The 20692-nt window shown below is 38.7% G+C and carries 18 protein-coding genes; 8 read left to right on the plus strand and 10 right to left on the minus strand.

The features are described from left to right. From ACWIX0_RS07875 to ACWIX0_RS07895, 5 genes are all read left to right on the plus strand, one after another. The coding region (locus tag ACWIX0_RS07875) for an autotransporter outer membrane beta-barrel domain-containing protein (protein WP_454173418.1) at positions 1-1478 on the plus strand (1478 nt) is incomplete at its 5' end. Positions 1479-1713: 235 nt separating this feature from the next. Next, positions 1714-2139: a hypothetical protein gene (locus ACWIX0_RS07880; RefSeq protein ID WP_454173419.1), complete on the plus strand. Its 426-nt coding sequence runs from the start codon at positions 1714-1716 to the stop codon at positions 2137-2139. A 403-nt stretch (positions 2140-2542) separates the two neighbouring features. Further along, positions 2543-2731 (plus strand): hypothetical protein, encoded by a 189-nt coding sequence (locus tag ACWIX0_RS07885; RefSeq protein ID WP_454173421.1) that lies wholly within the window; start codon positions 2543-2545, stop codon positions 2729-2731. 68 nt (positions 2732-2799) lie between these two features. Beyond that, the gene (locus ACWIX0_RS07890) at positions 2800-5148 is read left to right on the plus strand and encodes a TonB-dependent receptor domain-containing protein (RefSeq protein ID WP_454173423.1); all 2349 of its coding nucleotides are present in this window, start codon (positions 2800-2802) and stop codon (positions 5146-5148) included. A gap of 92 nt (positions 5149-5240) precedes the next feature. After that, positions 5241-5411 carry a hypothetical protein gene (locus ACWIX0_RS07895; protein ID WP_454173425.1) on the plus strand — a complete coding sequence of 57 codons (171 nt, stop codon included), beginning with the start codon at positions 5241-5243 and terminating at the stop codon, positions 5409-5411. 348 nt (positions 5412-5759) lie between these two features. On the opposite strand, the gene ACWIX0_RS07900 is transcribed toward ACWIX0_RS07895, so the two are convergent. The 10 genes from ACWIX0_RS07900 to rplI all read right to left on the minus strand — a co-directional run bounded on the left by ACWIX0_RS07900 (position 5760) and on the right by rplI (position 16000). Next, positions 5760-6527: a TSUP family transporter gene (locus ACWIX0_RS07900; protein ID WP_454173427.1), complete on the minus strand. Its 768-nt coding sequence runs from the start codon at positions 6525-6527 to the stop codon at positions 5760-5762. 141 nt (positions 6528-6668) lie between these two features. Further along, positions 6669-7373 carry a flagellar type III secretion system pore protein FliP gene (fliP, locus tag ACWIX0_RS07905; RefSeq protein WP_454173474.1) on the minus strand — a complete coding sequence of 235 codons (705 nt, stop codon included), beginning with the start codon at positions 7371-7373 and terminating at the stop codon, positions 6669-6671. Positions 7374-7698: 325 nt separating this feature from the next. Beyond that, positions 7699-8850: a L,D-transpeptidase family protein gene (locus ACWIX0_RS07910; RefSeq protein WP_454173429.1), complete on the minus strand. Its 1152-nt coding sequence runs from the start codon at positions 8848-8850 to the stop codon at positions 7699-7701. Between the two features lie 100 nt (positions 8851-8950). Further along, entirely contained in the window at positions 8951-10003 is a 1053-nt protein-coding gene (era, locus tag ACWIX0_RS07915) for a GTPase Era (protein WP_454173431.1), read from the minus strand. Positions 10004-10006: 3 nt separating this feature from the next. Further along, positions 10007-12892: a hypothetical protein gene (locus tag ACWIX0_RS07920; RefSeq protein WP_454173433.1), complete on the minus strand. Its 2886-nt coding sequence runs from the start codon at positions 12890-12892 to the stop codon at positions 10007-10009. A 54-nt stretch (positions 12893-12946) separates the two neighbouring features. After that, complete coding sequence (locus ACWIX0_RS07925; RefSeq protein ID WP_454173434.1) at positions 12947-13216, minus strand: type II toxin-antitoxin system YafQ family toxin; 270 nt, start codon at positions 13214-13216, stop codon at positions 12947-12949. Then, positions 13209-13424, minus strand: coding sequence for a hypothetical protein (locus ACWIX0_RS07930; protein ID WP_454173436.1), 216 nt, complete (start codon positions 13422-13424; stop codon positions 13209-13211). Before ACWIX0_RS07930 ends, ACWIX0_RS07925 begins: the two co-directional genes overlap by 8 nt. Before the next feature lie 137 nt (positions 13425-13561). Beyond that, a complete protein-coding gene (gene hslU / locus ACWIX0_RS07935) occupies positions 13562-14884 on the minus strand; it encodes an HslU--HslV peptidase ATPase subunit (RefSeq protein ID WP_454173476.1) in 1323 nt (440 codons plus the stop codon). A 40-nt stretch (positions 14885-14924) separates the two neighbouring features. Further along, positions 14925-15479 (minus strand): ATP-dependent protease subunit HslV, encoded by a 555-nt coding sequence (hslV, locus tag ACWIX0_RS07940; RefSeq protein WP_454173438.1) that lies wholly within the window; start codon positions 15477-15479, stop codon positions 14925-14927. Positions 15480-15550: 71 nt separating this feature from the next. Then, positions 15551-16000, minus strand: a complete 450-nt coding sequence (rplI, locus tag ACWIX0_RS07945; RefSeq protein ID WP_454173440.1) for a 50S ribosomal protein L9 — start codon at positions 15998-16000, stop codon at positions 15551-15553. A 179-nt stretch (positions 16001-16179) separates the two neighbouring features. Between rplI and ACWIX0_RS07950 the strand changes: the two genes are divergently transcribed. The 3 genes from ACWIX0_RS07950 to ACWIX0_RS07960 all read left to right on the plus strand — a co-directional run bounded on the left by ACWIX0_RS07950 (position 16180) and on the right by ACWIX0_RS07960 (position 20665). Then, positions 16180-17073: a M48 family metallopeptidase gene (locus tag ACWIX0_RS07950; RefSeq protein WP_454173441.1), complete on the plus strand. Its 894-nt coding sequence runs from the start codon at positions 16180-16182 to the stop codon at positions 17071-17073. A 301-nt stretch (positions 17074-17374) separates the two neighbouring features. After that, positions 17375-18655 (plus strand): citrate synthase, encoded by a 1281-nt coding sequence (locus ACWIX0_RS07955; RefSeq protein ID WP_454173443.1) that lies wholly within the window; start codon positions 17375-17377, stop codon positions 18653-18655. Between the two features lie 510 nt (positions 18656-19165). Further along, positions 19166-20665 carry a TolC family protein gene (locus ACWIX0_RS07960; protein WP_454173445.1) on the plus strand — a complete coding sequence of 500 codons (1500 nt, stop codon included), beginning with the start codon at positions 19166-19168 and terminating at the stop codon, positions 20663-20665. The last annotated feature ends 27 nt before the right edge of the window (positions 20666-20692 follow it).

The raw sequence follows: 20692 nt of genomic DNA on the forward strand, positions 1-20692 counted from the left end.
TTACATTTTTAGATGAAAATAGCACGGAGAGAGGCGCACCTTTGGGTGAAGGCGATGGCGTGAAAGATATCGTATTTGAGACAAAACTAACGCAAGAAGGAAATAATCTATATGCTAAAAAAATCGCGGGCAACAAAACGCTAAAAGAGCTAAAAATCGCCACGCTTGATATGGATATAGGCGTGATACAAACATCTTCAAGTGATTCTAGGTTTTCAAAAGCAGAACAAACTAAACTTCAAGAATTACAAACACACTTAGAATCTCTAAAAACGACAATCCAAAATCAAACCGATGAGCAAATCGCCCAAGACTACAATAAGCAGTATAATAACCAAGCAGGCGATATAATCCTATCTGCGCTACATTCTACAAATCAAGATATAAAAGATTCTGCAGGTGGGATTATAGGGAGCGATTTGTTTTTTAATAACGCGCAAGGTGCGATACAAGAAACAATCGATTCTGCAAATCAAACTACGCAAAATAGCACTCAAAATAGCGCGACAAATGCCCAAAATATGCAAACTGAAATAGCGACTTTGGGCAGAATGGCTAGATTTTCAAATCCATTTTCTAGCCTGCGATTTGCACAAAATCAAACCAATCTTAGCGCGACAATCGCGCAAGATGAGGCAAAAAGCGATACGCCTAGCTTTGTGGTAAAAAAAAGCGATTTGCTAAATAATTTTTGGGCAAATATCTTTGGTGGGGCAAATATCATAGGGAAAAATGTAGGCGGAATCTATGGATTTAACGCTGGCTATGATAGGGCGATAGGAGCGCATTTTGTAGGTGGATATTTAAGCTATGCCTATGCCACGCTAAAAGATACAAGCATAACGCAAATAAGCCATAATTTGCAAGCAGGTGCGTATTCTCGTCTCGTATTTGGTGCAAATGAAGTGGATATAAAAGGCTTTATACAAGCAGGGATTACACAGCAAAATCGCTATGTAACCTCATTACAAAATGATGCAGATTTCACAAGGGCGTTTATGGGGCTAAACGCAAGCTATGGATATGTATTTAAACCACATAAAATCTTGTATATAAAACCACTTGTTGGACTAAATCTCTACTATAATCACACGCCAAAATACGATGAAAAAGGCGATTTAGCACAATCAGTAAATGCGATAAATAGTCTAAATATGAGTTTGGATTTGGGCACGGATTTGCGCGTATATTGGAGCAAAGATAGTTTCTTTTATTTCACGCCCAAATTTGAGCAGTATTTTGTCTCGGCTGGAAATGATTTTGTAGGCGCGTTTGTAGGCTCTACTACGACTTTTACCATAAAAAACAATAATACGCTAAAAATGTATTTTCAAGGAATCATAGGTGCTGATATTAGCGTGTATAAAGGGCTAGCAATCACCATAAGCGCGGGAGTAAAACAAATCATTTTAGGCAAAATCCAAAACAAAAACGAAACTTTTGCAATAGGCAATCTAGGGATAAAATATAGATTCTAAGCGTTTGACTTGCATTTGGTTTGATTAGATTTGGGATGGCTTAGTTTTTGTTTTTTAGGGAGGATTTTATCTGTTTTTAGAAATGTTTATTTGGAGGGGGATTTGATTTAGTTTTTAATTTTGCTTTTGTGATTTTGCTTGTTTGTTGCATTTGATTTTGCGTGGCTTTGCCCTATATTAAGCATAAACTTGCTAAAATTTGGGTTTTGCACAAAACCGCACCAAAAGGAACAAAATGACAAATGAAACACAAATGGTGATAAAAGCATTTAATGATATGGTGTTTTTTCACGCCTTTTTTATGGGATTTTTTCCTATCCCATTTCTTATCAATCTCTACACACTTTTCACTTACAAAACCTACCAAAAAGTCATCACAAAAATCTGGTTTGTAATGCCTATCATTTTTTTGCTTGTAAGCATTGGTAGCTTTACGGGGGTGTTTATTTTGGCAAGTGTGCAGTGGGCTATGAGTGCGCGAGTGTGGGCTATGTGTTGCTTTATGGTGTTTGTATTTGCAGGCGAAATCGTGCGACTAAAAAAACTAAAACTTGCTAAAACAAGTGAAGCAAAAATGCTGCGCTACATAAAATTTTGCAAGATTTTATACGCGCTAGATTTGCTAGGAGCGATTATTTTTACATTTAGGATTTTTGTATGATACAAAATATATGACAAAACCGTGCTTGCGAGCATATTTGCGTGCAAAATATGGATTTTGCTTGTAATGTCGCTCTTATGTCATCACTTTTAAACAGATTTAGCAAAATCTTTTACTTTTTTTTAACTTTTGCTTCACAAACATAAATTTTCATTTACTTATATTGCGATCTTGCCTAAATAGCGCACTTCTAGGCAAATCAAAATCCTAAAATCTACTAAAAGTGGCATATACACATTCAAAATTTTATCTCCCCACAACTACCAAAAAAACGAATCTTTCTCATTATAAACTTCATTTTGAGAGATTTTAAGAATTAAGCGCAGTTTTATTTTAAATGATTATAATGCCCTGCGTTTGTTTTATTTTTAAGACAAACTATCAAAATCTAAAAGGAGCATTTATGAATCTTTCACATATCGCATTTAATGCACTAGATTCTAAAACAGAATCTAGTTTTGGTAAAAATCCTAGTAAGTTTATGGCAACTTGTGCGTTGGGGCTTAGCCTAGCTAGCTCGCTCACTTTCGCGGATAACGAGAGAGAGAGAGAGAGAGTAACTCACGAAATATCATTATTTCAAGCATTGTAGATTCTAAAGAATCTACAAATAGCACAAAAGCACAAAATAAGATACTTCGCTTTGCTCAATATGATAATGTGGATTCTCAATCATTAGATTCTGCAAACAATACGGATTTTGCAAATCCCATCGAGTCAAAATCCACCGATTCTACACAAAGATACAACAAACTAAAACACGACAAAAAATATGACAACTTAGAAGCGAGACAGCTAGAAAAAGTTGTCGTAAGTGCTAGTGGTTTTGAGCAAGACTACACGCTTGCCCCTGCAAGTATCAGCACAGTAAGTCCAAAAGAAGTGATGAGCCGTCCTGTGCGGGATTTGGGCGAAGCGATACAATATGTGCCCGGTGTCAGCATCGATAGTGGCGTGTCAAAAACGAGCGGGTATAATATCTCTATTCGTGGCTCAACCGATGTGCTTACTCTCATCGATGGTAATCGCGTAAATACAGGTGGAAGCGAGCTTTTCCCCAATGGCTTTGGTGGTGCGGTAAATTACTTTATCCCGCCGATGAGTGCCATTGAGCGTATCGAAGTAATCCGTGGTCCTGCCTCCACACTCTATGGTAGCGATGCTATGGGCGGTGTGGTAAATATCATCACCAAAAAGAATTTTGAGAAGTGGGGTGCAAGCCTCCAGCTTAACACCACCTTGCAAGAAGAAAAGCGGTTTGGACACCAGCAAGGCTTTAGCTTCTATACCGCAGGACCGCTAAATGAAGCAAAAAATTGGGGGCTCACTCTGCGCGGGAGTCAATATGCGCGTTTTGGTGTCCCGCTAAAAAACTTAGTCCTGCCACATTTAAGTGCAAATACAGCGCAAGCTAGCACGCTTGTAGGCATAGCACCCGGACAAATGTATAATATCGGCGGACGCTTGCAGTGGAATTCACTCGCCCAAGTTGGTAATGACTCTCGAGATTCTGTATATTTGGATTTGAATTATGGCGCGCAACTTTTTGATAACAGCGATGGCTTGCTCCTCTCAAATTGGAGTCAAAATTGGCGTCCGGGAAATTCATCTAATAGTCTAAGAGCAAACAATGGCTATGACACAAATTATAATATTTTCCGCACAAATGCAATTTTGTCGCACAGTGGTAGCTATGTGTATCGTCCAAATTCTGTCTTTACTTCGCTAAAAGTAGATAATTCTTTGCAATACAATAGAATGTCAAATGACGGACGAAATGTCCCAAGCAATACAAATATCCCAAATGGCACATTAGGCACAAATTCGTTTAATGGTGTATGGGCAGGCGATGATAGAGATTTAATCGCCCAAGATATTATCATTGACCACAAAGATAGAATGCTTTTTAGCTTTGGCTCGTGGGGTGGACTAAATCTAAGTGTGGGTGGTAGATATTGGTATAACACTTTTAATGATAAGTTGCTTCAAGTAGTCGCACAAGGTGCGAGCTCACTCAAAGAGCAACATATCGGTGCGGTGTATGCGGAGGGCGAGTTTATGCTTTTTGATAGAGTGTTTTTGACACTTGGAGGGCGTGGGAATTTTAATTCTTTGTTTGGAGCAAACTTCTCTCCGCGTGCATATATCGCATACAATGCTATTAACAAATGGCTAACGCTAAAAGGCGGTGTATCAACAGGATATAAAACCCCTGCACTAAATAATTTAGTAAATGGAATCGTATCATTTAGCGCAAGCGGACAAAATCCAACTTATGGCAACCCAAATCTAACGCCCCAAACAAGCGTAACTTATGAGTTAAGCGCATTGAGCGATAATGATTATTTTAGTTTAAGCGTTACGGGATTTTGGACAGACTTTAAAGACAGAATCACAAGCGTGGGAGGATTTGCAAATGGCACAGCAGTAGGAAACACGGGCTATACTTGCAACACCACAGGCGGAGGCACTTGCTCATACTATACAAATCTTGGTGAGGCAAAATCTTATGGCGCAGAAGTCGCACTAGGGCTAAAACCTATCGGCGTAGGCTACGGCGAAATCAGTGCGGATGCCGCATATACATACAACCACACTTATATCTCTCGCACCGCACAAGGCGCGACAGGTAGCACAGACCAAAGACTTACTAATGTCCCGCTTCACTCTGTCAATGCGAGCATAAACTATGACACACGCTACTTTGGCGCATACATACGACAAGAGGTAAAAACACATCTCTATCGCGGGAATCCAAACACGCCAAACACCGCAGCAGCCACACTTGGCGAATATTACAAGCCGATTTTGCTAACGCATTTGGGCGTCTATGGCAATATTACCAAAAATATGCGCCTAACCTTTGCTGTGTATAACTTGCTTAATCGCAACTTTGTGGATTATGAGCAATATCAATCAAACGCAAATGGCACAATGTCTTGGGGCAATAACTACAACTATATCCGCGAGGGCAGACGCTATTATCTTAGCTTGACTTATGATTTTTAAGCAATATTGTCATACTTAGCCATAAGTAAAGCATCTCAAAATGATAAATTGCCACTCAAATAAATTACCACTTGCAATAAATTGCGCTCACAATGGATACAAAATCCCTCCCTCCATCTCCCCTTGCGGAGGGAGCTAAGGGCGTGGGTATTGTCATTGCGAGCGGATTTGCTAAAATCCGCGTGGCAATCTATTCTTTATTTGTAAGATTTAGCGTAGTGCGTAGTGTGAAGCAAAATATCGCTATTTTGTTGCGCGTTTGAGATATTTCGCACTTACGCACTCAATATGACAAAAAACTGCGTCATTGCGAGAATCTGCAAAGCGTAGCAAAGCAGATTCATTGCAATCCATTTTATTAAATTAGCTAAATTCTCGTTTTTGCAATTTTTGTGAAAAAAAAGTCCGCCACGCATCGCATTAAAATTCAATACTCATAATGACAAAAAAGATTCTCACGATTTTATGATTTTTGCAAAAAGTAGCAGTTTCTTGCAATGAAAAAAAGTGGCATTTGCGGGTTTGGAATGTTGTTGTTTTTTTTTTTTTAGATTTTGCATAAGATTTTAGTAGGTTTTATAATGTTTTGTAGTGGCAAAATCTACTTAAATCTACTCAAAAAAGAGCAATTTCACGCACATTGCCACACACACGATGACTACTAATGGCTTGATAATGCTAATTCCATAACGCAGGGCGAGCTTCGCGCCGATATTTGCACCCACAAACTGCCCCACAGCCATAGCCACGCCCACCGCAAACAAAATATGCCCAAATGCCAAAAATACAAGCACGGAAGCGAGATTGGTAGCGAAATTATACAACTTTGCTTGCGCGAGCGCGTCTTTTATCCCAAAGCCTCCTAACGAGATTAGAGCGAGCATAAGAAACGAGCCTGTGCCCGGACCAAAAAACCCATCATAAAAGCCTATGCCACCGATGATAAAGGCTAGAGCGATTTTGCCAACACGCGCATTTATAGAATCTTTGTGCGATTCTTGCTTGATTTTGGGCGAAAAGAGAAAATAAAGCGCGAAAAAGAGGAGCAAAAACGGAATGATTTTACGCAAAAAATCCGCGCTCACCACCTGCAAAAGCAATGTCCCACACAGCGAAAATACAAAGGCAAAAAGCGCGAATAACGCGCATTTTTTCACATCTAAATGCCCCTTTTTATAAAAATGCAATGCCGCGCTAAAACTCCCAAAAACCGCCTGAAATTTGTTTGTCCCTAGTGCTTCGTGCGGCGGGATTCCCGCCATATATAGCGCGGGGATTGTTATCATTCCCCCGCCACCCGCGATACTATCCACAAACCCCGCTACAAGCGCGACTAACGCGAGCAAGATGAGCGTGCTCATACTTATGTCAAAATCCATTTTTATCCTTTTTTATGTGTTGCAAAAAAAATGCTTATTGTATGTTTGTTGGGATTGCATATTTTTTTATAAGATTTTGTTTTTAAGCATTATAAAATCTAGTCTTAAAAAACGATACAAAACAGGCTTTTGCAAAAAAAGCTACTTAAATCCTTGCACAAGCGAGCCTATGAGTAGATTAAACCCATCGACAAGCACAAAAACTAAAATCTTAAAAGGCAGTGAAATCATCACAGGAGGCACCATCATCATACCCATCGCCATAAGGATAGAGCTTACCACCATATCGATGACTAAAAATGGCAAATACAGCAAAAATCCTATCATAAACGCTGTCTTTAGCTCGCTAATCATAAACGCAGGAATCGCAATGCTTAGCGGGACATCAGCGGTGGTTTTGGGGTTTGGCAAGGAACGGATACGATAAAACAGGGCTAAATCTTTTTCGCGTGTGTTTTTTAGCATAAAGTTTTTGAATGGCTCGCTAGCGCGCTCAAAAGCGACATCATAGCTGATTTTCTCATCGATATATGGCTTTACGCCCTTTTCCCACGCTTCTTTGCCCACAGGCTCCATTATGAAAAATGTAAGAACTAGGGCAAGGGAGATTAAAATCTGTGTGGGCGGGGACTGCTGTGTGCCTAGCGCGGTGCGGAGAAAAGAAAACACAATCGCAAGCCTCATAAAACTTGTCATCACAAGTATAAGTGAGGGGGCTAAAATCAGTAGCGTTAGGACAACTACAACATTTAGCGAGGTAACAAGCTGTGCAGGACTATCTGGTGCGCTTAGAGATAGATTTACGGTGGGAATGGTGGTGGGTGCGGCGTTGATTAGGCTTGGCATAAGTGCGAAAATGCTAAAAAAAAGCAGGATAAAAATGCGTGGTTTTAAGTGTGATTTTGGGTGTGAAATATTTTGTGATTTTGTGTTTTTTTTAAATGTCGCAAAGTTGTCAAACTTTATAAAATCACAAAAAATCGATTTTGCAAAAAATATGGCAAGATTAAAGCAAGATTTTATAGATTTTGCAAAATCCATTAAGACGCTAGAATCTATTAAGTTTTGGCAAGTATTTTGTGCCACATTTTGCATTTGTGGATTTTGCATAGATTTTGTTTGCATTTGCGTTTCTTTAAGTGGCGGATTTTGTGTCGCTAGATATTGCTTTTTATCGTTCGGTTAGGATTTGCATTTTGCCATTTTCATAGGCTACATAGAGGATTTTATAGTGATTTGAAGCGTAGCTGATTTTGCCATTTTTATAGGCTTTGTAGTCTTGCTGAAAACTCACGCGAAACATTACGCGCTTTTCGTCATTTGGGTATGGGACGACAGAGATATTGCTAAGGATTATGTCTTTTTGCTCGGCTTTGGCAAAGACTTGCTTTTTTTGTGCTTTAAATGCGTTTAGCTTGCTTCCATCGATTCTCATAAAATCTTTGTGATAAAATGCAAGATAGGCATTTAGATTGTTTTTTTTCCACGCTTCGCGCCACTGATAAAGTGAGGATAAAATATTTGCCAAATCATCTTTGCTAGGTTTTGTCAAATCGCTTTCATAAGTGATAAGCACGGCTTTTTTATAATCCACCATTTTGCCAAAATCGCTTAGCACAGCATTATCAATCGCAATGCAACCACGCGTATTTAGCTCCTCTCTATTGCCATCAAGTGGTAGTCCGTGTATCCATATCCCGCCACCTGTGCGCTTTAGGGATTTGTCGTAGTTGTTTGGATAGTCTGTGGCATAGGCTAAGGGACCATAGTAGGGCGGAAGTCCTGTGAGCTTGCCTGTAAAATCATACGCGCCAATGGGTGTCGTCAAATCCCCCTGCACGCGTTTATCCCCCTTGCCTTTGCCTACAAGTGCTGGGAGTTGTTTGATAAGTCTTAGATTGCCATTTGTGATTTTGTATAGGGCAAGATTTGGAGCGGATTTATCTGAAACAAATAAATATTCATAGCCTTCAAAATACCCAAAATCCGTGTCTTTATCCTGCAACACAGACGCCCAAAAATCTTTTCTTTGCAAATATTGCTCTAGCAAAAGTGCGGTTTTTTCTACGCCTTGCGTGCGGTATGTTTGGATAAGTTTGGTTGTGTCTTTGTCGATTGCTAGTGCAAAATCAAACGCAAAAAAAGCAACGCAAAAGCACAAAAATCTAGCCAAAAAAGTATGCGGGATAAAATCAAAAAAAGTGTGAAAAAAGATTGTAGATTTTGCAAGGTGGGATTTTGTCGTGTTTGCGATATTTATGGGGTTTGTAGATTTGATTACATAAGATTTTGTGGATTTATAACTTGTTTTTTTTGTGGGCATTTTTGTCCTTTGTCTTGCCGATTTTGTTTTTTTGTGGATTTTAGGTTTAGCGCGTAGCAAATCATCTAAAACTTCGTATTAAGTCTTAAGTTTTGCGCAATCACAAGTCAAAATTATAACCTAATCTTTGTAAATCTTTTTTGCTTTTTGCCCACTCTTTGCGGACTACTACGCTAAGGCGCAAAAATACTTTTTGGGCTAGGATTTGCTCGATTTTTTGTCTTGCGCAAATGCTTATGCGCTTGATTGCATTGCCGTTTTTGCCAACTACGATTAGCTTTTGACTTTGCTTTTCTACAAGTATGCGAGCGGCGATATGCGTGGTGCTAGATTTTGCATCTGGCTGTGCAAATGATAAAATCTCAACATCGCTTTGGTAAGGGATTTCATCGCTACAAAGGTTAAAAACCGCTTCTCGTATCGCTTCTTTTGCGATTTGTCTGCTTGTGTGAGTGGTGAGAAATTCATCATCATAAAGTGCTGGCGAATAAGGCAAAATCTCACAAATAGATTCTAATAATATTTCTAAATTTACACGCTTTTTTACGCTTAGTGGCACAAGGGCGTAAAATCTATCGCTAAAGCGCGAAAAAAGAGAAATATATTTTGCTAGTTTGTCATTATTTGCACAATCAATCTTGCTAATAACCACAATATGTTTTTTGTCATAGCTTGCCAAAAACTCCTCATAATGCTTCAAATCATCGCCAAAAGCGCACATAAAGACGCAAATATCACAATCCTCTATCGCTTTTATGGTGGATTGTAGCATAAACTGATTTAGCAATTTTTCACGCTTGTGAATACCCGGTGTATCGATAAAAATGATTTGACAATGCGTGCTTTTTTTGCTTTGACTAGAATCATTTGCGTTAGTTGCGTTGGTAGATTTTGTCTTGGTTGTGTGTGGGATAATAAAGTGCATAGTGCTACGAGTGGCATTTGCTTTGTGTGAGACTAGAGCTAGATTTTCGCCACTTAGGGCGTTTAGCAGGCTAGATTTTCCCGCATTTGGTCGCCCGATAAGTGCGACAAATCCTGCTTTTGTTACTTCATTTGTTTTATTTTTGGTTATTTGGATTTGATTTTGGTTTGTTTGATTTTGTGCTATTTGGTTTGTTTTATTGTTGTTTTTTTGCGTTTTTTGAGGCATTGTTTATTCCTCTAAAAATTCGTATTCATAGATTTTTGGTTCGATTTTTTGGGCGAGGTTTGCAAGGGCTACATTTAGGCTAGACATAAGCGCGTTAAAATACTCATCTTTGCTTGTGGCGTTTAGCTTGCCTTTTTTGTTTTTGCCATTTTCGCCCTCTTTTTCGCTTATTTTGCGTCCTTTGAAAAACTCTTTTATATCATAGAGGCTTGCATTTGGATTGTAAGGCGCGTAGGGGTTTGCTAGACTTTGTGGAGATTTTTTATCACTTGCAGTTGCGTGATAATATCTCCAAATCTCTCGCCCTGCGTTAAATACGGCTTGCGCTTCCTTGCTAAAATCTAGGGGCTTTTGTGGGATAAAATCTTGTGTAGATTCTAACTCAAATAATGTGTTATTGCGTGAATATACTTCTTTGTCATTGCGAGCGGATTTGTCAAAATCCGCGTGGCAATCTATGTTTTTGTCATATTGAGGTTTCGCAGAAACCGAAATATCTCTATTGTCATTTTGAGCGTAACGAAAAATCCCTTTATTGTCCTTTGAGATACTTCGGGCTTCGCCCTCAGTATGACAATGCGGGGCGTCATTGCGAGAAGTCGGCACGACTTCGTGGCGATCTATTTGTAAATCTTTGTCGTGGATTGCCACGCTCGTTTCACTCGCTCGCAATGACGAAGCGCATTTGCCATTGATAAAATCGTGTAAAAAATGCGAAGTAAAGCTAGATTTTGCATTGACTTCTTTTTCGCTAAATGGGATAAAGTGGTTTATAAATCCGCTATTGTTGTCATACTGAGCTTGCGAAGCAAGCGAAGTATCTCTATTGTTTTTGTTTTGAGATATTTCGCTTCGCTCAATATGACAAGAAATTCGATTTTGTCCGTGAAAGAGTGTGAAAGCAAGGCAGTCATTTTGAAATTGCTTGTCTTTTTGCCATTTTTTATTGGGGTGCAAAAAATTATCTTTGTTATTTAGCCACGATGGGTTAATGGCTTGTCGCACGGCAAAATACACGCAAAATGGGATTAAATTATATTTTGTAACTTGCGTGTAAATCATATGTGCTTTACCTTTGCTTATTAGAAATGCTATGTGATTATTATGTTGAAAATCTGGTGCATCTGCCATTAAAATACCAATTTGCTCGTTATCTTTGTCGTAAAATTTTTGTAGCCACGCCGTAATATATTGCTTGCCTACATAAAATATCTTTTTGCCATTTTTTTTGTTGCTTTCATTAAAAATATCAACTTTGACTTTTTTAATCTCTCTTTTATCAGCTAGATTCCACACCCAAAATCCAATAGGAAATTTACCCGCAACATTATCAAAAGTCCAAGCAGGCACGATGAACCCCTTTAAAAATTTAGCTAAAAATCTTTGTCTAAATATGCTTGAAGTGTGTGAATTGATATATTTTGGTGTAGAAAAACTACCCAAAATGCAGTTTGGAATCTCCTCATAGATTCTTATAAAAAATTGCGCATAAAGTTCATCGCTTAACCCTCCAAGATATTTTTTATATTTTTTTGCTATTATCATATCTTTAGATACTTCGGCTTTATGGCTACCTGTGCCTCTTTGCGTTCTTGCATTGCCACTTGTGCTATAGGGCGGATTGATAAACACTACTAGCTTTTGTGGCGTATTTTTGATGATATGTTGCAGGGATTTTGGGAGTTTGGATTCTGCGATGATTTTGCCATTTTTATCCACCGTGTCAAACAACTCATCATTGAGAAAATCAAAAGCAAAAATATGCTCCTCGCAGAGATTTGCGCCATTTTGGATTCTCTCTTTCATTATGTCTATGTCGGCTTTATCTATCGTGCTTGCGTAAATTTTGTATTTATCACTTAGATTTGCAAGCAGATTGCCTGTCCCTGCGGCACAATCCCAAATATAATACTCCTCCTGCCAATCCTCCCCTAAGGCTAACGCTAGATAATCCTGTGCTTTTTGCACCCATATTTGTGGCGTGAAAAATGCTCCCTTGCGCTCGCGTATGTCTTGAGGCACGAGCAAATCACGCCGCTTAATGATATAATCCCAAAACTCCTCTTTAGGCGGTCGCTCATAGATATTCCAAAACTTGCTATGCGCTTTTTGAGAATCTTTGAAAAACACTTCGCTAATATTTAGCCTGCCACTTTTTAGCTTCTCTAAGGCGATACGATAATGGTCTTTATCAAGCAAGATTCTAAGATTTTCATAGATGGCTTTGGTGGTATTATCATAGCTTAGCAAATCAGCTAGATAAAAATCGCTATCTAAAATCTCTGGCTTCTCCGCCTCCCAATCAATGCTAATGCTAGGTTTTACGCACGCTAGCCATTTGGTGTAAATAGCGATAAAGTTGTTTTTGGTTATGGGGATTTTGGAGAGATTTTTGTTGCTTAGCGTGAAATTAGTAGCGATGAAATTTTCTAGCTCTGCCCTGTCTTGCCCAAAATCAAAAATAAGGCTTTTTGATTCTAGTAGGCTTTTGATTTTGGCGTGGAGTTGCTTAAATTCTTTGGTGGTGTAATCGCTTGGAGCTACATTCCAATTAAAATCATTTTGGCTAAAAATGCTCATTATTTCGTGGTATTGGATAAAGGCGATTTTCTCACAATCAAACGCGCCTAAAAGTGCGGGAGGTAGCATATCCTCATACAAATCTGCTTTGCCGATAGTCAAAATCAGCTGGACAAATGAGGTGTAAATATCGCTTTTGCCCTTTTTTGCTTCTGCCCAGAGAAAATGCAAAGATTCTGTGTCGTATCGGTAGCTTATGCAAAAATCGATTTTGCCAAAAGGCTCGTAATCAAATGGTGCAAAAAACTCCTTTGCTACGCGTGCTTTGAGTGCCTCTTCGCTAATATCAAGTGGGAAATATGTTTGCATTTTTGTCCTTTTGGATTTTGATGATTAAGGCTTGTGAGTAAAATTTTGTGTAGCCTAGAATAATTCGCTATGTGAGCCTACACGCAGGCAAGTAAGCACCAAAATATCATCACTCTTTTTATAGATCAGTAGTAAATCTGGCTCTATGTGGCATTCTCTTGAGCCTTTATAGATTCCTTGCAATGCGTGGTCGCGGAATTTAGATTCTAGTTTTTCGCCCATCTCTAGTTTTTCAATTACGCTATCTACAATTTCAGACTTGCCTTGTTTGTTGATTTTTTTATAATCTTTTTTAAATTTAGTTGTCCAATCAACTTTATACATTTAACAACGCCTTTTTTGCCTCTTTCCACGAATCATAGGGTTTTCTTTTGCCTTTTTTTATTTCTTTTATGATTTTTTCACTCTCAATAATTGCTTCAAGCGTGTCAATGTTTGGACTTTTTAGGACTTTTAGTTTTTTGTTAAACCCCTTTAAGCTCTCAATCACTCTCAAAGTCTCGGCATTTGCATTTTCTATAATCAAAGTCATTGTATGCTCCTTGAATTGTTATTTTGCACAAATTATAGCCAACGCCATTATAGCCAAAAGTATATTTGCATAATTTTGCCACGCAATGTTGGTGTTAAGTTGCTTGCTAAAATTTGCCAAAATCTATCCACAAAAATTTACAAAATATAGCGCGACATATCGGCGTTTTCTACGAGGTTTGAGAGTTTTTGCTCGATTAGGGATTTGTCTATTTTGATTTTGGGGCTTTTTTTTGCGTATTCATCTGCGCTAAAGCTAATATCTTCAAGCACGCGCTCTAGCACGGTGTGAAGTCTCCTAGCTCCTATGTCCTCTGTTTTTTGGTTTGCAAGATATGCAAAATGCGCTAAAGACTGCAGGGCTTGCGCTTCAAACTCAATCTCTAGCCCCTCTACGCTAAGTAAATGCTGATATTGCGTGATAAGCGAGTTTTTAGGCTGGGTTAAAATCTTTAGCATTGTTTCTTCACTAAGCGAATCTAGCTCCACGCGCAGTGGGAATCTCCCCTGAAGCTCTGGGATTAAATCGCTTGGCTTGCTTAGATGAAATGCCCCCGCTGCTACAAATAAAATATAATCTGTTTTTATATTGCCAAATTTGGTAGCGACATTGCTACCCTCGATTATGGGGAGTAAGTCGCGCTGCACGCCCTCTTTGCTAGGATCAGCCCTAGAATCCTTGCTAGAAGTGGCGATTTTGTCAATCTCATCGATAAAAATCACTCCGCTAGATTCTGCCCTTTTTAAACCCTCAAGTTTGATTTCTTCCATATCTAGCGTGTGTTCTTGCGCTTCGGATTTTAGGGCTTGTTTTGCTTCTTTTATGGTAAGTGTTTTTTTGACGCTCTCACTTTTGCTAAGCACTTTGATTATGGATTCTTGGACTTTGATGATGTCTGGGGGCATTGCGTTTTCTAGCTCGTTTAGCTCGCCTTTTTTGGATATTTCTATGTCGATTTTTAGATGATCATTTTCGCCTTTTATCACCTTTTGTCGCATTTTTGCAAAGCTCGTTTCATACTCGCGCTTTTTATCCTCGCTTACGCTATTTGGCAGTGGCGGGAGCAAGGAGCGCGTGATTTTATCGATGATATAATCTTGGATTTTTTGCTCATTTTTGCTTTGGTATTCTTTTTGGACTAGGGCGATACTAGCATTTACCAAATCCCTTACCATAGATTCTACATCTCTCCCTACAAAGCCTACTTCGGTGTATTTGCTAGCCTCTACTTTGACAAATGGCAGGTGCATTATTTTTGCCATTCGTCTTGCGATTTCGGTTTTGCCAACCCCTGTTGAGCCTATCATCAAAATATTTTTAGGCGTGATTTCCTCTTGCACTTCTTTTGGTAAATTCATACGGCGGTAGCGATTTCTAAGCGCGATTGCGATGGCTTTTTTAGCTTCATTTTGCCCGATTATGTATTCGTCTAAAAACTCTACGATTTGCTTAGGCGTCATTTGCAAATGTGGATTTTGTAGATTCGTTGTTTGTGGATTCTCATTTGTCATTTTCTAGCTCCAAAATTTTGATATTTTCATTTGTATATATGCAAATCTCACTAGCGATTTTTAGGGATTCTTGGACTAAGATTTTTGGCTCTATGTTTGCGTGTCTATCAAGCGCGCGTGCAGCACTTAGAGCGTAGTTTCCACCACTGCCAATCGCTGCGATTTTGCTATCCTCTGGCTCTAGCACATCGCCACTGCCACTTAGGATAAAGATTTTTTGTGTGTTTAGCACTATCATCATCGCTTCTAGTTTGCGCAAATATTTATCACTCCTCCATAGCTTTGCAAACTCCACCACCGAGCGCATTAAATCCCCCTTTTTGCCCTCCAAAATCCGCTCAAAACTATCAAACAAACTAAACGCATCTGCGGTGCTCCCTGCAAATCCGCTCAAAATCTGCCCATTATAAAGCGTGCGGATTTTGGTAGCATTGCCCTTTAGCACGCAGTTGCCAAAGCTTACCTGTCCATCGCCACCGATGATGGCGCATTTTTTGCCATTGTATTGCCCCAAATAGCCTAATATTGTCGTTGCGTGAAACATTTTTTCTCCTAGATTTTGTAGTTTTGTGTTTTTTTTGCGTTGCAATTTTTCAAACTAAGTAGAATCAAAATCTATGACTTAGATTCTACCACTTGGAGTTTTAGCGTTGCATTTACGCCATCTCCTAGCTTTATTTCTACTTCAAAATCCCCGATTTGTTTGATTGGATTTTTGATTTCTATGTGTTTTTTGTCTATTTCTATGCGGTGTTGTTTTGCTAGCTGGGTAGCGATTTCCTCTTTTGTGATAGAGCCAAATAGCGCGCCATTATTTGCTTTTTTTTCAATCGTGATTTTTAGGGCGTTTAGCGTATCTGCTAGCCCTTTTCGCTCGGCAGTTTCTAAGGCTTTTTTTTCAGCTAGGTTTTTTTGCTCGGCTTTGTATTTGTTTATGACTTCGTTGGTGGCTTGTTTTGCTTTGTTTTTAGCGATTAAAAAATTTTGTCCATAGCCGTCTTTGACTTCGCACACTTCGCCTTTTTTGCCAAGCCCTTTTATGTCCTCTAGTAGCAATACTTTCATTTTATATCCTTATTTTGTGGGATTGCGTTTTGTTGTTTGTTTAGTGTTGGGATTTGAAGTTGATAATTTTACCAAAAGTATGAAAAATCTATTGCTTAAAATTTGCCACGCAAAATCCAAAACAAAAAAAATCAAAACTAAAAAAATCAAAATTAAGTCAATATCAAAAAAGGGTAACGATGCTTTATAACAAACCGATAACTTTATTAAATTGGAATGAACGCAATTTGTTTAGCGTGGATTCTAAAGGAGAGATTGATTTTGCTCCTAGTGAGGAATTTTTGGTATTTGAGGGGCGCAAAATCTTGCTAAAAAGTAAAACAAAGGGGCGAGGGTTTAGGCTTGGTATTTCACTGCTAAAAAAAACAAAAACACGCGATATATCAAACAAAATCAAAATAATGCTAAGCCACCCTGCAAAGGCAAAACACGAAGATATAATGGAATTTTTACAAAAGCACAACAAATGGATAGCAAAAATTTGCGCAAACTACGAAAAAGAAATCCTCGCTTCAAGCCAAATCATAGAATCTCATAATGATGAAGTCCTACTTTTTGGCGAGTGGATAAGCAAAGAAACCCTACTTCAAAGGGCGCAAACTTGCGAGAGGATATATACGATTTGCAAAGGGCTTGCTAGCAGGGATAGGCTCTCGCCATATTCGATAAATTCTACTTTAGAAAATCCATCAAACCCGCCAAAAAAGCCTAAAAAAACAATGACAATAAAGCAATTATTAACACAGCAATTACTTTTTTATGTCGCTTTTCGCACGCGAGAGTTGGCTGAGCAAATGGGGCTAGAGTATGGAAAAATCATCATTAGAGATACGGTTAGTCGCTTTGGGAGTTGCACGGAAAATCGGCTTAGCTTTTCACTGCTACTTGTGTGCGCTAAAAAAGCGCAAATCGATTATGTGATAATCCACGAGCTATCGCATATCGTGCATAAAAATCACTCAAACAGATTTTGGAATCTTGTGGCTACTTATTGCCCGCAGTGGAATGAATTGCGAAAATCATTAAAACAAGATTACGCGCTTTTTCGCAATTTTTTGCAAACATTAGAATAAATCTTTGTGTAAAAACTTTTGCTCAAAAATCTTGCAAAATCTTAGAATCTATTTAGAATCGAAGTCGCTAGATTTTGTGATTTGGATTTTGTGATTAAGAGTTTGTGGCTAGATTTTAGCAAAATCTTAACTTTATTTTTACACTAAGCGTCATTTAAGATTTTGCTAAATAGTTACGATTTTGGACATTTGGCATAAAACTTTGCAAAAAGTTAAACAAAAATTTACTTGTGATAATAAAATCGTGTTATGCTAATTTCCACGAGAGAGATTCTCTAAATCTACATAAAAAGGAAGTCAAATGGGCAACATTACTCTTACCAACAACGAAACCAAGCAAAGTTACGATTTTGAGCTAATTCAATGCACTCGCGGACCAAAAGCGGTAAATTTCTCTAAACTTTTTGAGACTACGGGGATTTTTGCTTATGACCCGGGCTATGGTAGCACAGCGGGCTGCACCTCAACGATTAGCTATGTAAATGGCAAAGATGGCGAATTACTTTATCGCGGGCAGGCGATACAGGATTTGGTAGAAAAATACAAATTCACTGATATTTGTAAATTACTCATTAGTGGCGAACTACCCAAAGGCAAAGATGAATCACTAGAATTTGACTTAGAGTTGCGACATAGGAGCTTTTTGCACGAGCGATTAAAGGGAATCTTTAGCGTATTTCCAGATTCTGCTCATCCTATGGCGACACTTTGTGCGCTTGCCTCCGTGCTAGCCACGCTATATCAAGACCACAAAGAAATGGATGATGAAGATGACTATCAAACAATGGCAAATCGTATGGTGGCAAAAATCCCCACAATGATAGCGTTTTGCTATCTCAATTCTGTGGGTGCGCCATTTGTCGAGCCAGATGTTAGCAAAAGCTATGTGGAAAATTTTTTATATATGCTTAGAGCGTATCCACACGGGCGATTTAAGCAATCTAAAAAAGGCGAGATAGAAACCACCCCGCTTGAAATAGAGGCTTTGGATAAGATTTTGATTTTGCACGCTGACCACGGGCAAAACGCCTCCACGACTACCGTGCGCAATGTCGCCTCAACAGGCGTGCATCCTTATGCTGCGATTGCTTCAGGGATAAACGCGCTATGGGGACCAGCACACGGCGGAGCAAATGAAGCGGTGCTAACCCAGCTTGCCCAAATCGGCGATGTCAAAAATGTGGAAAAATTTGTCGCAAAAGCAAAAGACAAAAATGACCCATTTAGACTAATGGGCTTTGGGCATCGCGTGTATAAAAGCTATGACCCGCGCGCAAAAGCCATAAAAAGCCTAAAAAATGAGCTTGATAAAAAAGGCATAAAAATGGACGCAAGACTTAGCGACATAGCCGAGAGATTAGAAGAAGTCGCGCTAAGTGATGATTATTTCAAAGAGCGCGGATTGTATCCAAATGTGGATTTTTATAGTGGAATCATTTTAACCGCGCTAAAAATCCCTACAAATCTATTTACACCGATTTTTGTGCTAGGGCGAATGCCGGGCTGGTGTGCTCAACTAATCGAGCATACCAAATCAGGTGCTAGAATCACGCGTCCTAGACAAGTGTATCTTGGGAAATAATCACGCGTTTTTGATTTTTTTTGCCTTAAATTGCGTTTTTGATTTTGGATTTTTGATTTGTTATAAACGCAGTTAGTTGATTTACCCCCTTTTTTTGTGGAGGGATAAGGGGGTGGATTTACTTTTTTAAGATTTTATTTTTGCTTGTTTTATGTTTGGGTAGGTTTTATTTTTTAAAACTCGCAACAAACTTATGACAAACTTGCAACAAACTTGCGACATTTCAAAAACCTTTCATTTCATTAGATTATTCTTATAAATGCGACATAAACGCAACTTCAAACTACAAAAGCTATCTACAAAATCCACATACAAATATGTATCGCAAACTTTTTATCACGCACATTTACCACGCAAAATCTTTTTTATATGCAAAACATACAAAATACAAAATAGTTGCATATACAACTATTTTGCACTCGATTAAACAAAAATGTGCTATACTGCGACTATTTGTTGCCATAATTTGCAATATTTGCATCGTTTTATTGTTTTTTTAGGAGAATTGCTATGTATGTTTTTTTGCGTTTTAGGGGAGTGGCGTTTGTAAGTTTGTTTAGCGTTTTTATTAGCGCACTTTGTGCCACTCCAAATCCAATCCAAAATCCCATTTCAAATTCGCTAGATTCTAGCTTAGATTTTGATAAAAATGCGGATAACACTCTAAAATCTGCGTTTGGCTCGCCTGCTAAAGAAGAGCAACTAGCAAATGAGTATTCCTCTCAAAATCTACAAGATGAAGTAGAATCCCTGCTAAAAGAATCCAAACACCAAGTAAGTCTAAGCGAGCTTTTGGAAGCGGCAAAGAGTAATGATTCTTTGCAAGCCCAGCTCCTCCAAGTAGAATCCAATCGCCAAATCGCACGCGTAGCAAAAATAGGCTTTATTCCAAAACTTGATGTGGATTATAGTTTGCAACATAATTATGCTGATTTAAAAAGCCTTGATGCAAATGCGATGAATTTTGGGCAGTTTGGCAACTATCGCACGCAAAATCTAAACGCTAGATTTTCGCTTGATTTATTTAGCGGATTTAGCACGATAAACCTTATAAGAGAGAGGGCTGCGACATATCGCTCTTCAGTGGCAAATGCCGAATATGCAAAGCAAAGCATTTATTTGCAAGTAATCCAAGAGTATTATAGCTATTTTAATAACCTATCCCAGCTTTTATCCCTAAAGCGCAAATATGAAGAAGTGCGCTCAGATGAAATGAGGGTAAAAAAGCTATATAGCGCGGGACTATCCACCATTGATGATTTAGAATCCTTGCGCTCTCAACTATCCCTCACAGAGTATCAAATCGCAGATATGAAGCTAAGCGTGGAGCAAAATCTACTTATGTTGCGCTACCTTACAAACTTAGATTTTGATGGGCTATCTCGCCAAGATATTGCCACACCTAGACTTAGTAGCGAGGAGCAAAGACAAGATATTATCGCTTTAGCTGAGCAAACAAAAGCATTAGAATTTCAAAAACGACAATATCATTTCTACCCTACTATCACACTAGCAGATACTTATACTTATAGAATCGAAAAGCCAGCTTATGCAACAACAATAGACCCACAATTTGGCAATTTTATGGCAAGACAATTTCCAACGCACGCAAATACCATTTCGCTTACCGCGACTTTTCAGCTATTTGACAAAATCTCCATAGGTTTTCAACGCCAAAGCTACCAGCTAAACAAACTCTCAAAGCAAAAAGAGCTAGCCTACAAGCAGGCTGAAAAGCAAAAAGATGAAGCGTTGTATCGCAAACGATTAGAAATCGCCAAAAGTCAAATCCGCTCATCAGAAGCTAGCCTAAAATCTGCAAATATCTCATTTGAAAATGTGCGCAAGCGATATAACTCACAATTAGTAAATTTCACAGATTATCTTCGCTCGCTTAGCACCAAGTATGACGCAGAATCCACTTACAATCAAGCCCTAAACAACTACGAATTGCAAAAAGCAAACTATATATTTTATAGCGGACAGCAAATAGAGGAGTATGTCAAATAACCTAGTGTGCTACAAAATAGCGTGCGA

Source organism: Helicobacter sp. T3_23-1059 (genome assembly GCF_053654515.1).

Excerpts from the sequence above, each read along its gene's own strand:
- ACWIX0_RS07880 (WP_454173419.1), top strand. The coding sequence starts at position 1,714 with ATGACAAATGAAACACAAATGGTGATAAAAGCATTTAATGATATGGTG.
- ACWIX0_RS07885 (WP_454173421.1), top strand. The coding sequence starts at position 2,543 with ATGAATCTTTCACATATCGCATTTAATGCACTAGATTCTAAAACAGAA.
- ACWIX0_RS07895 (WP_454173425.1), top strand. The coding sequence starts at position 5,241 with ATGGATACAAAATCCCTCCCTCCATCTCCCCTTGCGGAGGGAGCTAAG.
- ACWIX0_RS07900 (WP_454173427.1), bottom strand. The coding sequence starts at position 6,527 with ATGGATTTTGACATAAGTATGAGCACGCTCATCTTGCTCGCGTTAGTC.
- fliP (WP_454173474.1), bottom strand. The coding sequence starts at position 7,373 with ATGCCAAGCCTAATCAACGCCGCACCCACCACCATTCCCACCGTAAAT.
- ACWIX0_RS07910 (WP_454173429.1), bottom strand. The coding sequence starts at position 8,850 with ATGCCCACAAAAAAAACAAGTTATAAATCCACAAAATCTTATGTAATC.
- era (WP_454173431.1), bottom strand. The coding sequence starts at position 10,003 with ATGCCTCAAAAAACGCAAAAAAACAACAATAAAACAAACCAAATAGCA.
- ACWIX0_RS07920 (WP_454173433.1), bottom strand. The coding sequence starts at position 12,892 with ATGCAAACATATTTCCCACTTGATATTAGCGAAGAGGCACTCAAAGCA.
- ACWIX0_RS07925 (WP_454173434.1), bottom strand. The coding sequence starts at position 13,216 with ATGTATAAAGTTGATTGGACAACTAAATTTAAAAAAGATTATAAAAAA.
- ACWIX0_RS07930 (WP_454173436.1), bottom strand. The coding sequence starts at position 13,424 with ATGACTTTGATTATAGAAAATGCAAATGCCGAGACTTTGAGAGTGATT.
- hslU (WP_454173476.1), bottom strand. The coding sequence starts at position 14,884 with ATGACGCCTAAGCAAATCGTAGAGTTTTTAGACGAATACATAATCGGG.
- hslV (WP_454173438.1), bottom strand. The coding sequence starts at position 15,479 with ATGTTTCACGCAACGACAATATTAGGCTATTTGGGGCAATACAATGGC.
- rplI (WP_454173440.1), bottom strand. The coding sequence starts at position 16,000 with ATGAAAGTATTGCTACTAGAGGACATAAAAGGGCTTGGCAAAAAAGGC.
- ACWIX0_RS07950 (WP_454173441.1), top strand. The coding sequence starts at position 16,180 with ATGCTTTATAACAAACCGATAACTTTATTAAATTGGAATGAACGCAAT.
- ACWIX0_RS07955 (WP_454173443.1), top strand. The coding sequence starts at position 17,375 with ATGGGCAACATTACTCTTACCAACAACGAAACCAAGCAAAGTTACGAT.
- ACWIX0_RS07960 (WP_454173445.1), top strand. The coding sequence starts at position 19,166 with ATGTATGTTTTTTTGCGTTTTAGGGGAGTGGCGTTTGTAAGTTTGTTT.